This window comes from Paenibacillus sp. Dod16 (genome assembly GCF_049893405.1).
Lineage (GTDB): Bacteria > Bacillota > Bacilli > Paenibacillales > Paenibacillaceae > Paenibacillus_AQ.
The window spans coordinates 1-16,903 of record NZ_JBNDYG010000030.1 but is presented as its reverse complement, the minus strand read 5'-3'; the positions used below and the strand labels follow the sequence as shown (position 1 = coordinate 16,903).

General features: G+C 39.8%; 16 protein-coding genes. All 16 read left to right on the top strand.

Translation table 11 applies throughout. From position 1 onward, the window contains the following. Nucleotides 1–36: 36 nt before the first annotated feature. Nucleotides 37–411 carry an ArsR/SmtB family transcription factor gene (locus ACPV3A_RS21345; protein ID WP_036638592.1) on the top strand — a complete coding sequence of 125 codons (375 nt, stop codon included), beginning with the start codon at nucleotides 37–39 and terminating at the stop codon, nucleotides 409–411. A 146-nt stretch (nucleotides 412–557) separates the two neighbouring features. Then, nucleotides 558–2,762: a heavy metal translocating P-type ATPase gene (locus ACPV3A_RS21340; protein ID WP_370511130.1), complete on the top strand. Its 2,205-nt coding sequence runs from the start codon at nucleotides 558–560 to the stop codon at nucleotides 2,760–2,762. Nucleotides 2,763–3,129: 367 nt separating this feature from the next. After that, on the top strand, nucleotides 3,130–4,053 hold the full coding sequence (gene qoxA, locus ACPV3A_RS21335; protein WP_036638598.1) for a cytochrome aa3 quinol oxidase subunit II: 924 nt from the start codon (nucleotides 3,130–3,132) through the stop codon (nucleotides 4,051–4,053). 24 nt (nucleotides 4,054–4,077) lie between these two features. Next, complete coding sequence (gene qoxB, locus ACPV3A_RS21330; RefSeq protein WP_036638600.1) at nucleotides 4,078–6,027, top strand: cytochrome aa3 quinol oxidase subunit I; 1,950 nt, start codon at nucleotides 4,078–4,080, stop codon at nucleotides 6,025–6,027. After that, nucleotides 6,024–6,620 carry a cytochrome aa3 quinol oxidase subunit III gene (gene qoxC, locus ACPV3A_RS21325; protein WP_036638602.1) on the top strand — a complete coding sequence of 199 codons (597 nt, stop codon included), beginning with the start codon at nucleotides 6,024–6,026 and terminating at the stop codon, nucleotides 6,618–6,620. The genes qoxB and qoxC overlap by 4 nt, the downstream gene beginning before the upstream one ends. A gap of 2 nt (nucleotides 6,621–6,622) precedes the next feature. Further along, entirely contained in the window at nucleotides 6,623–6,907 is a 285-nt protein-coding gene (gene qoxD, locus ACPV3A_RS21320; protein WP_036638605.1) for a cytochrome aa3 quinol oxidase subunit IV, read from the top strand. Between the two features lie 186 nt (nucleotides 6,908–7,093). Then, nucleotides 7,094–7,837 carry a pirin family protein gene (locus ACPV3A_RS21315; protein ID WP_426201030.1) on the top strand — a complete coding sequence of 248 codons (744 nt, stop codon included), beginning with the start codon at nucleotides 7,094–7,096 and terminating at the stop codon, nucleotides 7,835–7,837. A gap of 199 nt (nucleotides 7,838–8,036) precedes the next feature. Then, complete coding sequence (locus ACPV3A_RS21310) at nucleotides 8,037–8,462, top strand: BlaI/MecI/CopY family transcriptional regulator (RefSeq protein WP_036638607.1); 426 nt, start codon at nucleotides 8,037–8,039, stop codon at nucleotides 8,460–8,462. Next, on the top strand, nucleotides 8,455–9,315 hold the full coding sequence (locus ACPV3A_RS21305; protein ID WP_051449140.1) for a M56 family metallopeptidase: 861 nt from the start codon (nucleotides 8,455–8,457) through the stop codon (nucleotides 9,313–9,315). Before ACPV3A_RS21310 ends, ACPV3A_RS21305 begins: the two co-directional genes overlap by 8 nt. A 167-nt stretch (nucleotides 9,316–9,482) precedes the next feature. Further along, entirely contained in the window at nucleotides 9,483–10,100 is a 618-nt protein-coding gene (locus ACPV3A_RS21300; protein WP_051449141.1) for a copper resistance CopC family protein, read from the top strand. After that, nucleotides 10,097–11,182 carry a copper resistance D family protein gene (locus ACPV3A_RS21295; protein WP_051449142.1) on the top strand — a complete coding sequence of 362 codons (1,086 nt, stop codon included), beginning with the start codon at nucleotides 10,097–10,099 and terminating at the stop codon, nucleotides 11,180–11,182. Before ACPV3A_RS21300 ends, ACPV3A_RS21295 begins: the two co-directional genes overlap by 4 nt. 243 nt (nucleotides 11,183–11,425) lie before the next feature. Next, complete coding sequence (locus ACPV3A_RS21290; protein WP_426201026.1) at nucleotides 11,426–12,373, top strand: cation diffusion facilitator family transporter; 948 nt, start codon at nucleotides 11,426–11,428, stop codon at nucleotides 12,371–12,373. A gap of 155 nt (nucleotides 12,374–12,528) precedes the next feature. Beyond that, complete coding sequence (locus ACPV3A_RS21285; RefSeq protein ID WP_081742737.1) at nucleotides 12,529–12,759, top strand: NAD(P)-binding domain-containing protein; 231 nt, start codon at nucleotides 12,529–12,531, stop codon at nucleotides 12,757–12,759. Beyond that, the gene (locus ACPV3A_RS21280) at nucleotides 12,759–13,403 is read left to right on the top strand and encodes a hypothetical protein (protein WP_081742733.1); all 645 of its coding nucleotides are present in this window, start codon (nucleotides 12,759–12,761) and stop codon (nucleotides 13,401–13,403) included. Before ACPV3A_RS21285 ends, ACPV3A_RS21280 begins: the two co-directional genes overlap by 1 nt. 1,301 nt (nucleotides 13,404–14,704) lie before the next feature. Beyond that, nucleotides 14,705–15,922 carry a serine/threonine protein kinase gene (locus ACPV3A_RS21275; protein WP_051449144.1) on the top strand — a complete coding sequence of 406 codons (1,218 nt, stop codon included), beginning with the start codon at nucleotides 14,705–14,707 and terminating at the stop codon, nucleotides 15,920–15,922. 673 nt (nucleotides 15,923–16,595) lie between these two features. After that, nucleotides 16,596–16,754 (top strand): hypothetical protein, encoded by a 159-nt coding sequence (locus ACPV3A_RS21270; protein ID WP_156515014.1) that lies wholly within the window; start codon nucleotides 16,596–16,598, stop codon nucleotides 16,752–16,754. The last annotated feature ends 149 nt before the right edge of the window (nucleotides 16,755–16,903 follow it).

The window sequence follows — 16,903 nt, the reverse complement described above, 5'->3', positions numbered from 1 at the left end:
TAAGTGGTAATGGTAAATAGGATGGTGATTACGAAAATGGAGCAGAAGGATCCCTTGATTGAAGATTGTGACACATCATGCTTTGGGTCTGAGGCTGATTTAAAACAAGTTAGGGCCGGAATGATTGATGAGCATGCAGCTGTTCAAGTGGCAGACTGGTTTAAAGCCTTCAGTGATCCTACTCGGGTTAAATTGATCAATGCTTTATTGCAGAAAGAATTATGTGTCCATGATCTTTCTGTATTACTCGAGATGGGACAGTCAGCGATCTCGCATCAACTGCGATACCTTCGTAATATGAGGATCGTAAAACGTCGTAAAGTGGGCAAGACGGTGTTTTATTCATTGGATGATACACACATCGAGCAAATTTTTACACAAACCCTACAACATACAATGCATGGAGAATAACATAAAAGCACCCGCAGTCAGCTGCTGGTGCTGTTTTTGTTGTGTTTAGAAGTCTTCACCTAATGTAGCGGAGAATGTACGAAATAATTGACAACTAACTTTTCATTTGAATATAATGAGTTTAAATAACATATGAATAATTGTTCATGTGTGTACGGCAAGGTTGGTGGAAAGGAGAACATACGATGGAAGCACAACAACAAAGGGTTAAAAAAGAGTTGATATTAGAAGGACTGGATTGTGCTAACTGTGCAATGAAAATCGAAAATGGTGTTAAGAAAATTGAAGGTGTAAGTTCCTGTTCCGTTAATTTTGTAACGAAGACACTAACGATGGAAACTGCAAACGGACAGGTTGAAAACATTGTATCGAAAGCCAAGGAGAAAGTGAAAACACTAGAGCCTCATATCCGAGTGATTGAAAAGAACAAATCTGCAGCAGGGGCATTACATTCAGAGGACAGTCACGGTCATGGAGATGATCACGGACATTCTCATGAACATGGAAATGAAAATACGAAACGGATGTTAATTCGTTTATTGTTTGGTACCGCTATTGCAGCGGTTGGCTTATTTTCTTCTTTTTCCGGTTATTTAGAATTTGCACTGTTTGCAGTAGCTTACATTGTTATAGGTGGAGATATTGTCTTTCGGGCAGCTAGAAATATTGTTCGCGGCCAGGTTTTTGATGAAAACTTCCTTATGACGATAGCAACACTTGGTGCTTTCGCCATTCAGGAATACCCTGAAGGTGTCGCCGTGATGTTGTTCTATCAGGTTGGGGAGATGTTCCAAGGGATCGCTGTAAATCGTTCTAGAAAGTCCATCAGTGCTCTTTTAGATATTCGCCCTGACTATGCAAACCTTAAAATGGGTAACGATACAAAACGTGTATCTCCGGAAGAAGTTAAGATCGGTGACTTTATTGTCGTAAAGCCAGGCGAAAGGGTACCTTTGGATGGTAAGGTCATTGAAGGGAATTCAGCAGTAGATACCTCTGCATTAACTGGGGAATCTATTCCAAGAGAAGTGGAACCAGGTCAAGATGTCCTAAGTGGATTTATTAATAAGAATGGCGTATTAACGGTAGAGGTAGCCAAGGAATTTGGTGAATCTACAGTTTCAAAAATTCTGGATCTAGTGCAAAATGCCAGCAGTAAAAAAGCACCAACAGAAAATTTCATAACAAAGTTTGCCCGCTATTATACGCCAGTGGTGGTCATTATTGCGGTATTGCTCGCTGTGTTACCTCCCCTTATTATAAGTGGAGCCACATTCTCTGATTGGATTTATCGTGCCTTAGTATTCTTAGTTATTTCATGTCCATGCGCTTTAGTTGTTTCGATTCCGCTCGGATTTTTTGGTGGTATTGGAGCTGCTTCAAAAAATGGGGTATTGATTAAAGGAAGTAATTATCTTGAAGCGCTTAATGATGTCAAATATGTTGTGTTTGATAAGACGGGAACCCTTACAAAGGGAGCATTTACGGTAACCAATATCCATCCAATGGGCGAGATTTCTAAAGACGAGTTGCTTAAATATGCAGCGTATGCCGAAATGCACTCTACCCACCCGATTGCAGATTCGATAAGAGCAGCATACGGGCAGGAAACAAGTGAAGAAGAATTGGAAGGATACAACGAGATATCTGGTCATGGCATTCAAGTAAAGGTTAATGGAAAAGAGGTCTTGGCCGGTAATGCGAAATTAATGAAGAGAGAACAAATTCCATTTAATCAACCTGAAGATTTAGGCACTATCGTACACATTAGTATTGATCGAGAATATGCTGGGTATATTGTCATTTCCGATGAGGTGAAAGAGGATTCTGCAGAAGCTATTCGCTCTTTGAAGGAACTCGGAATTAAAAAGATAGTTATGTTAACAGGTGACTCTAAAGCTGTAGGGGAGGCTGTGGGACGCAAACTCGGATTAGATCAGGTACATGCTGAGCTCCTTCCGCAGCATAAAGTAGAAGAAATTGAAAAGCTGGATCAACAGAAAACATCAAAAGAGAAAATCATATTCGTTGGAGATGGTATTAACGATACACCGGTATTAGCTAGAGCTGATGTGGGAATTGCAATGGGTGGACTTGGTTCAGATGCAGCCATTGAGGCTGCTGACATCGTGATTATGACAGACGAACCATCCAAGATTTCATCAGCAATTCGTATTGCGAAGAGAACCCGAAGAATTGTTTGGCAAAATATTATCTTCGCACTTGGAGTTAAAGCCATTTTCTTGTTACTTGGAGCCTTCGGCATTGCAACGATGTGGGAAGCCGTTTTCTCCGACGTTGGGGTAACACTCCTCGCTGTATTAAACGCAGTTCGTGTCATGAAGAGTTAAAATTAAAGAGCCGTAATTGGCTCTTTTTTTTATTTCATAACCATAGTACCTTCTTTAGCAGTCCCATAACACCAAAACCTCTAAAGAACCACATGGATTCGACGCTATCTCCCGGCATTAGGCTATAAACTATTTAACATTACAGAACAAGGTTATGAAAATTCTGAGGCTGTTTTGTGTTGAAAAGGTGAATAAAGCGTGAAAGAGTTATGACAATCCGCCTAAAAGACTACAATGCGTAGTCTTATTTATATACAATGGTTTAAGCACGTATAAGTCGACAGCGAGGAGTGAAGGAAAGATAACTATTGAGTGCGATCCGATAACCTAAAACGTATGGCATGAATTTTTGAGAAAGGGGTACTTCATGAAAATAAAATGGGCAATGTTATCATTGGTTTTTATTTTTGCTACTGTTCTGACCGGTTGTGAGCCACTTAAGGTTTTAGATCCAAAGGGACCGCAAGCTCGTACAACAGCTGATGTCATTATGATATCCATTTGGACCATGGCGATTGTTGTTGTGGTTGTGATTGCACTTTATGTTTTGATTATTAGAAAGTATCGAGCCTCCAAGCAAAGTGATGAGTATGAACCTCCTCATATTGAAGGAAGTCTCAAACTCGAAATACTCTGGACATCGATCCCCATATTAATCGTAGCCTTCCTTTCGTTTGTAACGGTGAAATCCACTTATGAAGTGGAGGCTATCCCTAAAGGTTATACGGAGGAGCCTTTAGTCATATACGCATCTTCTTCCAACTGGAAATGGCATTTTAGTTATCCTGAAGAAGATATCGAAACCTTAAATTACTTATTTATCCCGACTGACAGACCGATTCAATTCAAACTGTATTCTTACGGACCCATATCGAGTTTTTGGATTCCCCAGCTCGGTGGACAGAAATATGCCATGGCTGATATGGTAAACACTTTAAACCTTGCAGCTGATGTGCCAGGCGAATACACCGGCCGTAACGCTAACTTCTCTGGTGAAGGTTTTGCTCAACAAACATTTAGCGTAAAAGCACTATCTCCAGAAGAATATGATGAATGGGTCAATGAAGTTAAAGCGACAGCTAACCCCCTCACTGAAGAGAAGTTTAAAGAACTGCTCGAACCAGGGCATCTTGGACAGTCAACATTTACAGGAACACACTTAGGCTTTTCACCACCTCCAGCAGGTCACCATCCTTCAACCAAAGAAACGGATGCTGAAGGTGATTCTCCAACTGAAGAAAAAGGCGAAGAAAATCCTGATGAAAACAATATGAGCAACATGAACCATTGAGTTCAGCAGAAAGGAGACAGGAGCATGGATTTTTTCGATCGATTTGCCGTCCCCAACCCGGGACCGACGATTTATGCCTCAATGGTTGCTATAGCTCTTACCGTTTTCGCAATAATCTTTGGCTTAACCTACTATAAAAAATGGGGTTACATATGGCGTGAGTGGCTAACAACGGTTGACCATAAACGTATTGGTATCATGTATCTCATATCTGCTCTGCTGATGTTATTCAGAGGCGGCGCAGACGCGATTATGATGCGTGCACAAACGGCCGTACCTGATAATAATCTTCTTGGAGCCCAAGAGTATAATGAAATATTTACAACCCATGGGGTTGTCATGATTATTTTTATGGCGATGGCATTCATTATGGCTTTAATGAATTTTGTGGTGCCGCTTCAGATTGGCGCTCGTGATGTTGCATTTCCGAGGCTAAATGCCTTAAGTTATTGGTTATATTTTTCCGGTGCTATGCTATTTAACATTTCTTTTGTAATCGGTGGATCTCCTGATGCTGGTTGGTCATCTTACTTCCCTCTTGCCGGGAACGAGTTTAGCCAGTCCGTAGGAACGAATTACTATATGTTCGCTCTTCAAATTTCGGGCATTGGTACTTTAATAACGGGTATCAATTTTATCACGACGATATTAAAAATGAGAGCACCAGGCATGACCTTGATGAAGATGCCTATGTTCACATGGTCTGCGCTGATTACCAACCTTATTATTGTGTTTGCGTTTCCTGTCCTAACCATTGCGCTCATCATGGGGACAATGGATCGACTTTTTGCCACAAACTTCTTTACAACGGCAGATGGCGGTATGGACATGCTTTGGGCTAATTTGTTCTGGGTTTGGGGACATCCAGAAGTATACATTTTAATCCTGCCGGCATTCGGTATTTATAGTGAGATTATTTCTACCTTTGCTCGACGTAATCTCTATGGCTACAAATCCATGGTAATATCCATGGTTGCCATCTCTGCACTGTCATTCTTAGTCTGGGTACATCATTTCTTTACAATGGGTCAGGGAGCGCTCGTGAACAGTATCTTCTCGATTACGACCATGGCTATAGCCGTACCGACGGGGATCAAGATATTTAACTGGCTATTCACCCTTCGAAAAGGAAAAATTGTTTTTACGGTTCCCATGCTGTATTCCTTAGGGTTTATCCCCATTTTCACCATTGGTGGAGTAACCGGCGTCATGCTGGGAATGGCCAGTGCGGATTATCAGTACCATAACACCATGTTCTTAGTGGCCCACTTCCATCTGGTTATTATTCCAGGAGTCGTTTTTGCGATGCTTGCGGGTCTTACTTACTGGTGGCCAAAAATGTTCGGCTTTATGCTAAATGAGAGAATTGGGAAATGGGCATTCTGGTTTATTGCGGTAGGTGTTTGTGTAACCTTCTTCCCTATGTTTATCTCTGGCTTGGACGGACAGGCAAGACGAATGTACACATATTCAGAGTCTACCGGATTTGGTCTGTGGAATATGATTTCATTTATTGGAGCAATTGGGCTTTTAATCGGATTTGTACTTATCGTGTATAACATCTATTACAGCACTCGCTTTGCATCAAGAGATATTCCGGCTGATCCTTGGGACGCTCGATCATTAGAGTGGGCGACACACAGTCCAGTACCTGAATACAACTTTGCTGTAATTCCAACGGTAAATTCAACTGAAGCGTTCTGGGATTATAAGAAGAAAGGATTCAAACTTTTCAAAAATAAAATAGATCAAATTCATATGCCGAATAATAGCGGATTACCATTCATCATGGCGATTATTTTCTTCGTATGGGGATTTGCACTAGTCTTCGCGATGTGGGGCGTCGCCATTGCAGCTACAATCGGAATTTTTGCTTGTTTGGCTTATCGCTCATTTGAACAAGATGATGGACATTACATCCCCGTTAAAAAAATTATTGATACTGAAAAAAGATTGGGGGAGGTTAGAGAATGAAAACAGATCCATCGCTCCCACTAGAATACGGAACGGAACAAAACCGGCTTAATATTTTTGGGTTTTGGATTTTCCTTGGGGCTGAAATCTCACTCTTCGGAACGCTGTTTGCTTCTTATTTTACACTAGTTAATCGAACAGGCAGCGGCCCGACAGGTGCTGAATTATTTGAAATCGCCCCCGTATTAATTGAAACGATTTTGCTGTTGGCAAGCAGTTTTACAATCGGATTAGGCATACATGCTATGCGCTTAGGAAGACCAAAAGCCATGATCACATTTTTTCTGATTACGTTGCTTCTCGGATTAGGCTTTCTAGGTGTCGAAATATATGATTTCTTTGTGTACGTTCATGAGGGGGCTTCTCTCCAGACTAGCGGTTTTACTGCGATTCTATTCACTACCTTAGGTATTCATGGGGCGCATGTTGCGATAGGTTTAGCCTGGGGATTGTTCATTATCCTTCAAATCAAAAAGCATGGATTAACACCGGCAACCACGAATAAAGCTTTCATTTTCTCGCTGTATTGGCATTTCCTTGACGTTGTTTGGATTTTCATCTTTAGCTTCGTCTTCCTGAAAGGAATGATGTGAACATGAAAGAGTTATTTCCGAGAAAACAAGTGATAGGTTTTGTATTTTCACTTGTCTTGATCGCTGCTGCTCTTACGGTATACTTCTTGGATATGTCCTTCGCCGTCGGAGCTACTATTCTTCTTGTTACAGCGTTCATTCAGGCAGCTATACAATTGGTTGTGTTTATGCATGCTGGTGAAACGGAAGATAAGAAATCAATATATACAAGTCTGTATTATGGGATTTTCATTGCCTTAGTCACGGTATTCGGTACACTTCTGACATTAATCTGGGGTTATTACTAATTAAATCAATGTACAATTTTCTATAGATGTCGGACTGCAGGCGGCTATTACTTGATTGTGTTCAATCAGTAGTCGCTGATTCCAATTCGAATATATCTATAAGTAAGTCAGCAGCTCTCCCTGAATGCTTATTGGTGGCGTATTCTTCATTCATACGAGTTTAATTGTTTTAACAGGGGGCTATATATGAACATTCACATTTATCCACCTCGTAATCAAGGGTTTATGGAATGGGGGGTAAAATTAAACGGTCATATACCCGTCAGTTGTGGCAAAACACCGGACGAAAAGGAAGTGGGGCCTCTGTTTTACTGGAATTGGTTTCGAGTAAGTGATTATTTTAGTTCCCCTATACAATATCATCACCGGTTCGAAATTCTGACTTACATGCTTCAGGGAACAATGGAACATGATGACGTGAAAGGGAAGGTCTATAGAGTTAGTCGAGGGGGAGTCCACGTACTGCAGACTGCAACGGGGTTATGTCATCAAGAGCGTTTCTTAGGTCCGCGAGCACATGGATTTCAAATATGGTTTGATCCGAAACGCTCTCAAAGTGTTAGGGATCTTCCACGCCATCGTGGGTATCAGTCTAGTGCTTTTTCTGTGAAACAAAAGGGAGGTGTGAGAGTTCGTCAGATCATTGGTGACAATTCCCCAATTGTTCTAAAAACAGATGTTTCCATGATAGATTTGGAACTTGAGCACAGGGTATCAATGTCATTAACCCTTGCACCGTTTCGAGTCATGACCATGTTTATCGTTGAAGGCCAAGGGAATCTAAATGATGGTTTAGGCTACTTTCAAAAAGGGGACTTTGTGGCGGTTTATTACACGGAAAGTGACGCAGAAGATGTACATCTTCAAACTTCTCACAATGGTTACCTTCGAGCCGTTATTGTTGACGTAAGGCAGTATGATTTTGTTTAAGCGCATATTCAGGTCTGGGTAAAGCTATTCGTCGATTTCAGTTCCGAGACCGATTAAGATATTTTTTTATTCCTATAAAAAGGATCCTCATCCAGTTGAATGCGTGTTATTGGCATATCCCCAAAGATGATTTAAAGTATAGTAGTCGGTTTAAATCATCATACTATGATATTAATCAACTTGGAAAAGGTGGATTATCATGCGAATAAAAAAGATTAACATGGATGAGGAAGGTCTTAATCGTTTTTTTGGCTCGTTAGAAGCCAAAATTATGGATATCATATGGGCAAAAGGTAGAGTCACAATAAAAGAAGTTCACGAGATGATTGATGATGAGACCCCTATATCGAAAAACGCTGTAATGACGGTCATGACAAGACTGGTGGAAAAGGAATATCTCATTAGAGAATCAACGGGGAAAGGGCGATCCAAGGTGTCGCATTTTTATTCCCCACAAACGAAAGAGGAGTTTATCACTGAGCAGACACGAGCTGTTACAGACAGTCTCTTTGCGGACTTTGGTACATTTTTGGTCAAAAATCTAATAGATAATCTAGACAGTGCTGACCCTGATTTAATCAAACAATTAGAGCTTAAGTTGAAGGAAATGAGACGAGATGAATAAACCAAATGATTTTAGTCATAATCCGAAAATATCCTTAACCATTGCTTTACTAATCTGTGCAACTGTCTTGCTTCAGATGGGTTACAATGTCCTTCACCAAATTAAAGACGTGCCTTCTGATTCCGATATCACCCCATTGATGATGTCTACCATTCGAGATGCATTGTTTAATCATGAGATTTTTATAAATGCTTTTATTGCGTATTCACTCATCATTCTTAGTTATCAAACCATAAAACAATTTTTTCTATATCGAAGTTGGGGGAAATTCGTTAGTTCTAACGAATTGCCTGATTTGTCTATTTACTATACTGAAAAAAACGTAGATTTGAATTGTAGGATCAAAGTAGTCTCAGATTCAAGAAAGATTGCAGTGACGTCAGGATTCTTTAAGCCCTTCATCGTGCTATCTACCGGTCTTATCAACCATTTCAATGAAGAGAAACTAAATGCAATTATTTTACATGAATCGTTTCACTGTTTAAAGCGGCATCCTCTTCATAATGTAATGTTATGTATCAGTTCGAAGAGCCTGATTTATGTCCCGATCGTAAAAGAGCTGGTCCAATACTATCAAATATGGATGGAACTGAATGCAGACCGATTTGCAATTGCAAAGATGGGGAGTGAGTCGCCTTTAGGCCATGTACTCCTTGATTTAATCAAGAATCAAACCGTAAAAACTCCAGGTTATGGTTTGCACTTCTCGCATACCGCGATCAATTATCGAATTCAGCAGCTGATGGACCCAGAGCGTCAATTACAAGTGATGGTATTTAGAAAGAAAGCTTTGTATGCTTCCCTGATTGTGCCGGTATTAATGGGAATTATTATCATCATGGAATGTATTTAATTCGTTCCTATGAAGTGCGCAACAATCTAACAGAGTGAATTTCTGCATAAGAAATTCACTCTGTCTTAAATTTGTCAGAATTAGAGTTTTAACATTATTGAATGAACATATATTCATGTGTTAGTCTGATAGCAATGTTAATTAAAAATTGAAAGGGTTGCTTTATTATGATAAAGAAAATAGGTCAGCAAATAATAATAGGTATGCTTTTTGCGCTTGTTTTTGCCTTCCCAACTACGATATTTGCACATACTCAATTGGAAATGTCATCACCCAAAGAAGGGGAAACCGTGACGACGGAACTTAAGGATGTATCCCTGCAATTTAACACGAATATTGAAAAACTTAGCTCTTTTAAAATCATTCATCAATCGAAACAGGAAGTGCCTCTTGATCAAACTACGATTGAGGGGAATACGATGACAAGGCATATTATGGATGGGACGGCTCTTGAAAATGGTACATATACCGTTGAATGGAGAATTGTTGGGAAAGACGGTCACCCTATAGAAGGAAAATATGACTTTACTGTCGATATATCAGCAAAGGAGCCGGTTACAGAAACCAATGCGAAGGCACCGGAAATAACAGATCAAGAGGCAGTTTCTGAGCCGAAGGAAACTCCTGAGGTGACTTCCGAGACTGCAAGCGGTAATCAAGCGAATACGGAGTCGGACATAAATCAAACGGGAAAAAATAATATTTGGATTTATTTTGTGGTTGGTATTGTGATCATCCTGATTATAGCTGGAGTAGGAAGAGGAATGACTCGGAGGAAAAAATGAATTGGTATTGGATAGGGGAACCCATACTTTATAGTTGCTTAGCTATCTTATTCGGGGGCATTATCGTCCCACGCATTCATACACAAGTCAAATTCCCTGCCAAATTATTAATTATAGCCGCAGTAGGAGTCGCAATCTTTTCGTTTCTACCGGTTCTCAGAATTGTTCTCTTTTTCTCAGATGATGCAGGCTTTGCACTTATATTTAAGAATGTCATGCTGTTTTTCTCAGAAGGGAAAGCATATATTTGGACAGTGATTTTCACCGGATTATTTATCAGTACCGTGTTGGTGAACAAAGGAGTTGATAGTAAAGGAACCAATAAAATAGCTCTTACGGGGTTATTCTTGGTAGCGATCGGTATTATCGGGACTCTATCGTGGTCAAGCCATGCATCCTCCAATTTTGGAATCATAGGTTTTTGGACGCAATTTCTACATTTGTTTTCTGTAAGCGTTTGGGCAGGCATTCTGGTTGTTGCCGGCTTGTATATACCCAATAAAGCAGATGAGTGGAAGGCGTTTTTAAGATGGTATCATCCGCTTGCAATTATCGCTATGATTATCATCCTTGTATCCGGATTACTTTTAAATATGAGAACAGATCCTGATTATGTGAACTCTTGGATCACTTCATATGGTCAATCCTTATTGTTAAAACATCTTTTCGTGATTCCGCTTTTGGTCATTGCTTTCTTGAACGGTTTCTTAGTAAAAAGGAACCTAAACCATACGGATTTCAATCCTAAAAAGTGGATGCTGGTCGAGGGAATCATTATTCTACTGATCTATACCGTTACAGGCTATATGAATCAGCAGCCAGCCCCTCATGATTTAAATCCTCAATTGATGGAATCATCAGCATCTAAGTTATATATGTGGTTGATCCAAGGAGAAGGAGTGCGGGTTCCAGTTGAAATTACATGGAGTCCGATATCTGTGTTCCTCTTTATAGTGGCACTTTGTAGTATTGTTTCAATGTACCTGTTGTTTAAGAAAAATAAGAATGCTTACGCAGCTCTGATTTGTGCAGTTATATTTACATTTGTTTCATTTGTAGGGTTTATGACCTTAGTATCCTGAGTTAAGACTTATATTGTTAGTTAAATGAAATTACTTATCCCAAAAGAGCCTGATCATTTTACGATTAGGCTCTTTTTCTGTTGTCTGTTAAAAAAGGTAAGTATTTAAACAAGAATATTAACGAAAATGTGTAAGAGGTGAAGGTTGAAAACTAAATGGCGTAATTTGGTTTAGTTTAGGGAACCCTTTATTTCGAGCGATAAATCGTGTAGATACACTATGAGCATGAGGGAGTTGAAATCAATGGGACAAAAAAGCGTTTCACTTCAACAATCGAATCATGATGGCCACTCCCAAGAGGGGGGGCATTCACATAGTCATGGTAAAAACGTGAATAAACAAGCCTTAAAACTTTCTTTTATTCTCATTACAGCATATATGATTGTTGAAGCCATTGGCGGTTTTWTGACTAACAGCCTTGCTTTAATTTCTGATGCAGGTCACATGCTAAGCGATGCTGCTGCCCTTGGATTAAGTTATTTTGCTATGATATTTGGGGAGCGAAGAGCCAGCAAATATAAAACCTTCGGATACAAAAGGTTCGAGGTTTTAGCTGCATTTATTAATGGTATTACTTTGATCGTAATTTCGTTATACATATTCTGGGAAGCTTATAAACGATTTTCTGAGCCACCCGAAGTTATGAGTTCGGGTATGATCATTATCGCTTCCATTGGCTTGATTGTTAACTTAGCTGCGGCCTATATTCTGATGAAAGGTGACAGGTCCGAAAATCTTAACATAAGGAGTGCTTTTCTTCACGTAATTGGTGATCTACTTGGTTCCATTGGAGCCATTATTGCTGCTTTACTGATTATGTTTTTCGGCTGGAACTTAGCAGATCCGATTGCCAGCGTATTGGTGTCCATTCTTATCATCGTGAGTGCTTTCAGGGTGACTCGAGATTCAATCCACATTCTCATGGAAGGGGCACCATCCAATATTAAAGTCAACGAAGTTCAAGATATGCTTAGTTCCATTCAACATGTGATCGAAGTACATGATCTGCATGTCTGGACTATTTCATCGGACTTCCCTTCACTTAGCTGTCATATCGTCGTGAATGATATACAAAATAGTGCCGTGGTCCTTAAAAAGGCTGAACGCATTCTAGAGGAACAATTTAAAATTAAACATACTACGATTCAAGTTGATGGTCCGGAAACACAGTGTGATATTGAGGAGCATTGAGGACAACGCGAGAATAAATCAAACAAAAAAACAGTGAAGAAGTAAGCATTGCTTTACTTTCACTGTTTTTTGTTGTCTCCCATATGATCATAAGAAGGCGACAGGGTCGTGGCCGAAGTACTACAATAGTTTAAAGCTGTTGTCGCCGGCTAAATATTCATCCCTACCCGAACTTCATATCGTCTCTATGTGACCGATACCCTAATCGAGATGAGGTTGTTCAGTACCTAAAAAACTTCGCGTCTCACTTTCAATTACCAATTGCCTTTCATCAACGTGTTGAGCAAGTTTCTAAAGAATCAGGTGTTTTTCAAGTGCGTACGACTACGGGAGAAACCTATACTGCAAGCAACGTGATTTGCGCTACCGGTTCTTTTAACAAGTAATATATCCCGTCAATACAGGGTCAGGAAGATACAAAGGTACTATCGTACATTCCGCGGTTTATAAGAAACCGGATCCCTTTAGGGATCAATCGGTTATCGTTGTTGGCAGGGGAAATTCTGCCGTACAAATCGCAATGGAGTTAGCAGATATAGCCAATACCATGTTAGCTGTTCGTGAGCCGGTCTCGCTTGTTCCGCAGCGTTTTTTAGGAAAAGATATTCACTTTTGGTTTATCATCACCGGTATCGATTCACACTGGCCGATAGGGAAGTCATTAGCCAACGCTTCTTCCGTTATGGACTTGGATGGGTACAAACAAAGATTGAAGGATGGCAACCCCAAGCAAAAGATCATGTTTACTTCGTTTTATGAAGATGGGGTGATCTGGCCAGATGGTTCAAAAGAGAAGGTGGATAGCGTAATCTTTGCAACTGGGTTTCGTTCCAATCTTTCCTTTATTAAGGATCTAGGAGGACTTGATGCTAAGGGAGATCCATTACAAGACCGAGGCATAAGTGCGGTTGTACCTGGTCTATATTTTGTGGGGCTGTCCGGGCAGCGAACCTTTGCTTCGGCGACCCTGCGTGGTGTTGGTCCTGATGCAAAGTATATCGTGAAACATATTCAGAAAAGTGCTAAGTGAGACGGATGGTTTCTTATGCGGAAAAGTTATTTTTGCTTTCGTCAATGTGACTCGTTTAGGTTCCTTCGACGCCACGCTAATGTTATATATATTTGTAATTGCAGACATTCTAATTTTAACTGGTAGGAATAAAAAACAGTGAGTAATCAATGGCTACTCACTGTTTATTGTATTGTTATAATTCCTAATTAACTTGTATAAAAAACTATTTATTATTTAGTTTTACTTCAATAAATGAAATGATTTCATTTTTATCCCTCGAGTCGAATGTCTGAGATACGATCATGGAGCTGCTGGGAAAATGAGGATCACTTTCTGGAGTATTGGTAATCATGACATTATTTTAGAGAAGCTACTTTTTCAGAAGAAAGTCAGCAAACGAATACCAAGAGAAAAGAAATTAACTCAGATAAAGGAAGTATGTAAGAAATAAATTGCAACAGAAATGGATATAAGGTTTGAAAAACGTAGCAAAAGAAGTAGGAGTCTCCACGAGAAAATGGAACGAAAAATTAGGGAATGGGACTCAAGTGAGGCGACCGATGTATCGGGTGCTAGATTAGCATATACATTTATCCCCACCGGTTTCGGATTAGTTATTGAGGTGTGCGATGCGATGTTTGTAAGAGGAAATTGAGCCTGACAGAAGGTAGGGGATAGAGCACTTCAATATTCTTTGTAGAGGAGATACTCGGTTATCAAAAATAATACGTATTAGAAGATCTCTGGCAAACTAATGTCAGAGGTTTTTGTTATAATTAGGAATATCATGTGGAATCAGGTATCAGAGTATTAACAAACAAAAATTATGGGCCAGGGAATATGAAAATGAGACTTAAGAGGGTTAATTAATAATAAGCAATTTCCGTTGTTATGGGCGAACAGAGACAGTAATAACTTTTGAGGATATTACTACTTTATCGGAGCATAGCAGCGGAAAGAGCGCTGCGCTTCAATTATATTGAGGCGAATTTTTCTTTTATTGAAGAAGAGAACAGTAATGGAGAAATTGATTATGCCATACCTACATACTATGAACACTTTGTTGTTGATCAACCAGGCGAGCCTCCCTATTTAAGGATCCGATTGCAGGCTACATGGGAGCAAAGATACCGCAGATGGTATGATCGAAAATAAAATATACTATATGTCAATGTCAGAGGATGGAGAACAACATGATACAAGGGTGCCAACAAGTGACCTCTCTTAAATTAAAATATTTATGTGCCTGCAATTCGAAATCCTTACACATTATTATAGAGGTTAGCGCAGTGGACAATCCCTTTTGGAGATGAAATCTTATGGATCTTATTGCTCACAATGATAGTGTTGCTCTAATGAAGCGTAAACTTCGTGATTTTCAAGATTTATTTGGAGCTGATAATATCCGGATTTATGAAGAATACTATTCCGCATTTTCTCACCGGAATCAGCAATGGTTGTTCTCCGCATTGCATTATGAATTGAATGGGCTGCTTCGCTATCTGTTTACGAAACTTCTAGGGAACCGCCACTATAATGCAGATGAAAGCCGGAAGCTTTTAGCCATAATTCAAATGATCGGATCTCTAAAAATGAATTTGAAAACTACCGAATTTGAATTTGAGTTAGACCCATCCTATGATGAGTTGTTAAAGAAATGCAGAACTTTTTTAAAACCGACCAATGGCAGCCCCATCCCGGATGATCTAGGAGAGATCGAACTAATCGATCATCGGAACATTTTCCATCTTAAACAGTCAGTCTCGGTACCGAACAATCCATCGAGAGCGTATCCGTTAATTTTCGTTGGGGAAGGTTCCTACTCACAAGTCTTTAAATATAGAGATGAAAGCTATGACCTGTGGATCGCTCAGAAACGAGCATTAAATAACTTGACTACTGCAGAACTCGTACGGTTCCGAAACGAATTTGACGACCTGAAGAAATTCGACTCTCCTTTCATTATCAAAGCTTACGAGTACGATAATCAAAACAATTCATACACAATGGAATTTGTCCCTCTAACACTCGATACATACATCTTCAAATGGAATGATCGACTTTCCATAAATGAAAGAATTCGACTCATTACACAACTTTTCCGGGCATTTTCATATATCCATCATGAAGGTCTTTGGCATCGGGACATTTCATATACCAACATTCTTGTCAAGCAGCATATTGATGGCAGTGTATTCCTGAAGGTTGCTGATTTTGGCTTGGCGAAACACCCGCATATCCGACTGACACGTCCTGGAACCGAGTTTAAAGGTTCACTGAACGATTCAAATTTGAGAATTATCGGGTTTGAAAACTATGAAGTTCGTCACGAAGTCTTTGCACTTGCTTTCATCATCTGCTATATACTTACTGGAAAAAAAGAGCTCTCGGCTATAAAGGGCGATACCGTATTCGAATTTTTTGAAATCGCAACAAGCCCTGATCTTAATCGTCGCTTTAATTCCGTAAACGAGATGGCTCAAGCCTTTCAACGGTTAATACCTCATATACGGGAATTAAGTTCACGAAAACTCTAAAAGGTTGAAGGTGAAACCGCCAGGGACCTCAATTACGGCCAAGTCGCCCTCGAATCTGTCAAAAAAACTTATAGTTTCACCGGCGCCCGTCGAATGGCGTTCGTCGTTTTTTCTTCGTGAAAGGGTAGTTCCTCATTGCGGCCCCTCAAAAAACGGTTTAAGAAGAAAATCGTTAAATACTGATGTAACGACTATTTTCTTCAGTGTCTCAACGTAATCTTTTTACCGTCGCTGATCGTGTGATCGAGCCTTACAGGTCGGTCCGGTAGACCGTAGCCTTGGCCGCTATGAGGAGGTCTCATTATGTGGGGTACTATTTATATTATCGTACACAATCTTACTTTTCCCTCAATATGGGGGAGAATTGAAGGATTACGAGGAAAGGTCGTAAAAGTGAATTCGATGCTAAACGTCAAAATTGTGAAGGGCGTTTTCACTTTTTATATTGTATGCAGGTTAGCTCTATAGTGACAGATTATAGTTATTGTGGGAAAATAGTCATGGTAACAGGGTCTCTAGCTTTGTGCTCATTAATTTGAGTGGACTCTTCGGGGTAAACCTAGTTAAAAGGCGTCAAAAAGCTTTTGTCTTTGCCTCATCCTGACCTGTTTACAGGTGCCATCCTTTATCCTCTAGAGACCCTGTTACTAATACATTAAGCAGGTGACGTTTTATGAGTAATTCGGATCTTTTATCTGAAAAACTTCAACTTAAGCATTTGAGAGATGTTTATAATTTGAAAATTTCACATAAAGCAAATCCTGGACTAGATAGGATGAATCGAAATGCATTTGAAAAAAATTTAGATGAACATTTGAATGTAATTAATTGAGCATTTTGCATTAATCTGAGTCCTTGATACACAAGGATTTCCACACATAAAAAAGGGACTTCACCCCAACTTGGCGAAGTTTTTCGGTGACCAAACCAAAAACCTCAAGAATGGAGGAAGTCACCTTGTATATTCTCCAAGAAAGTAGT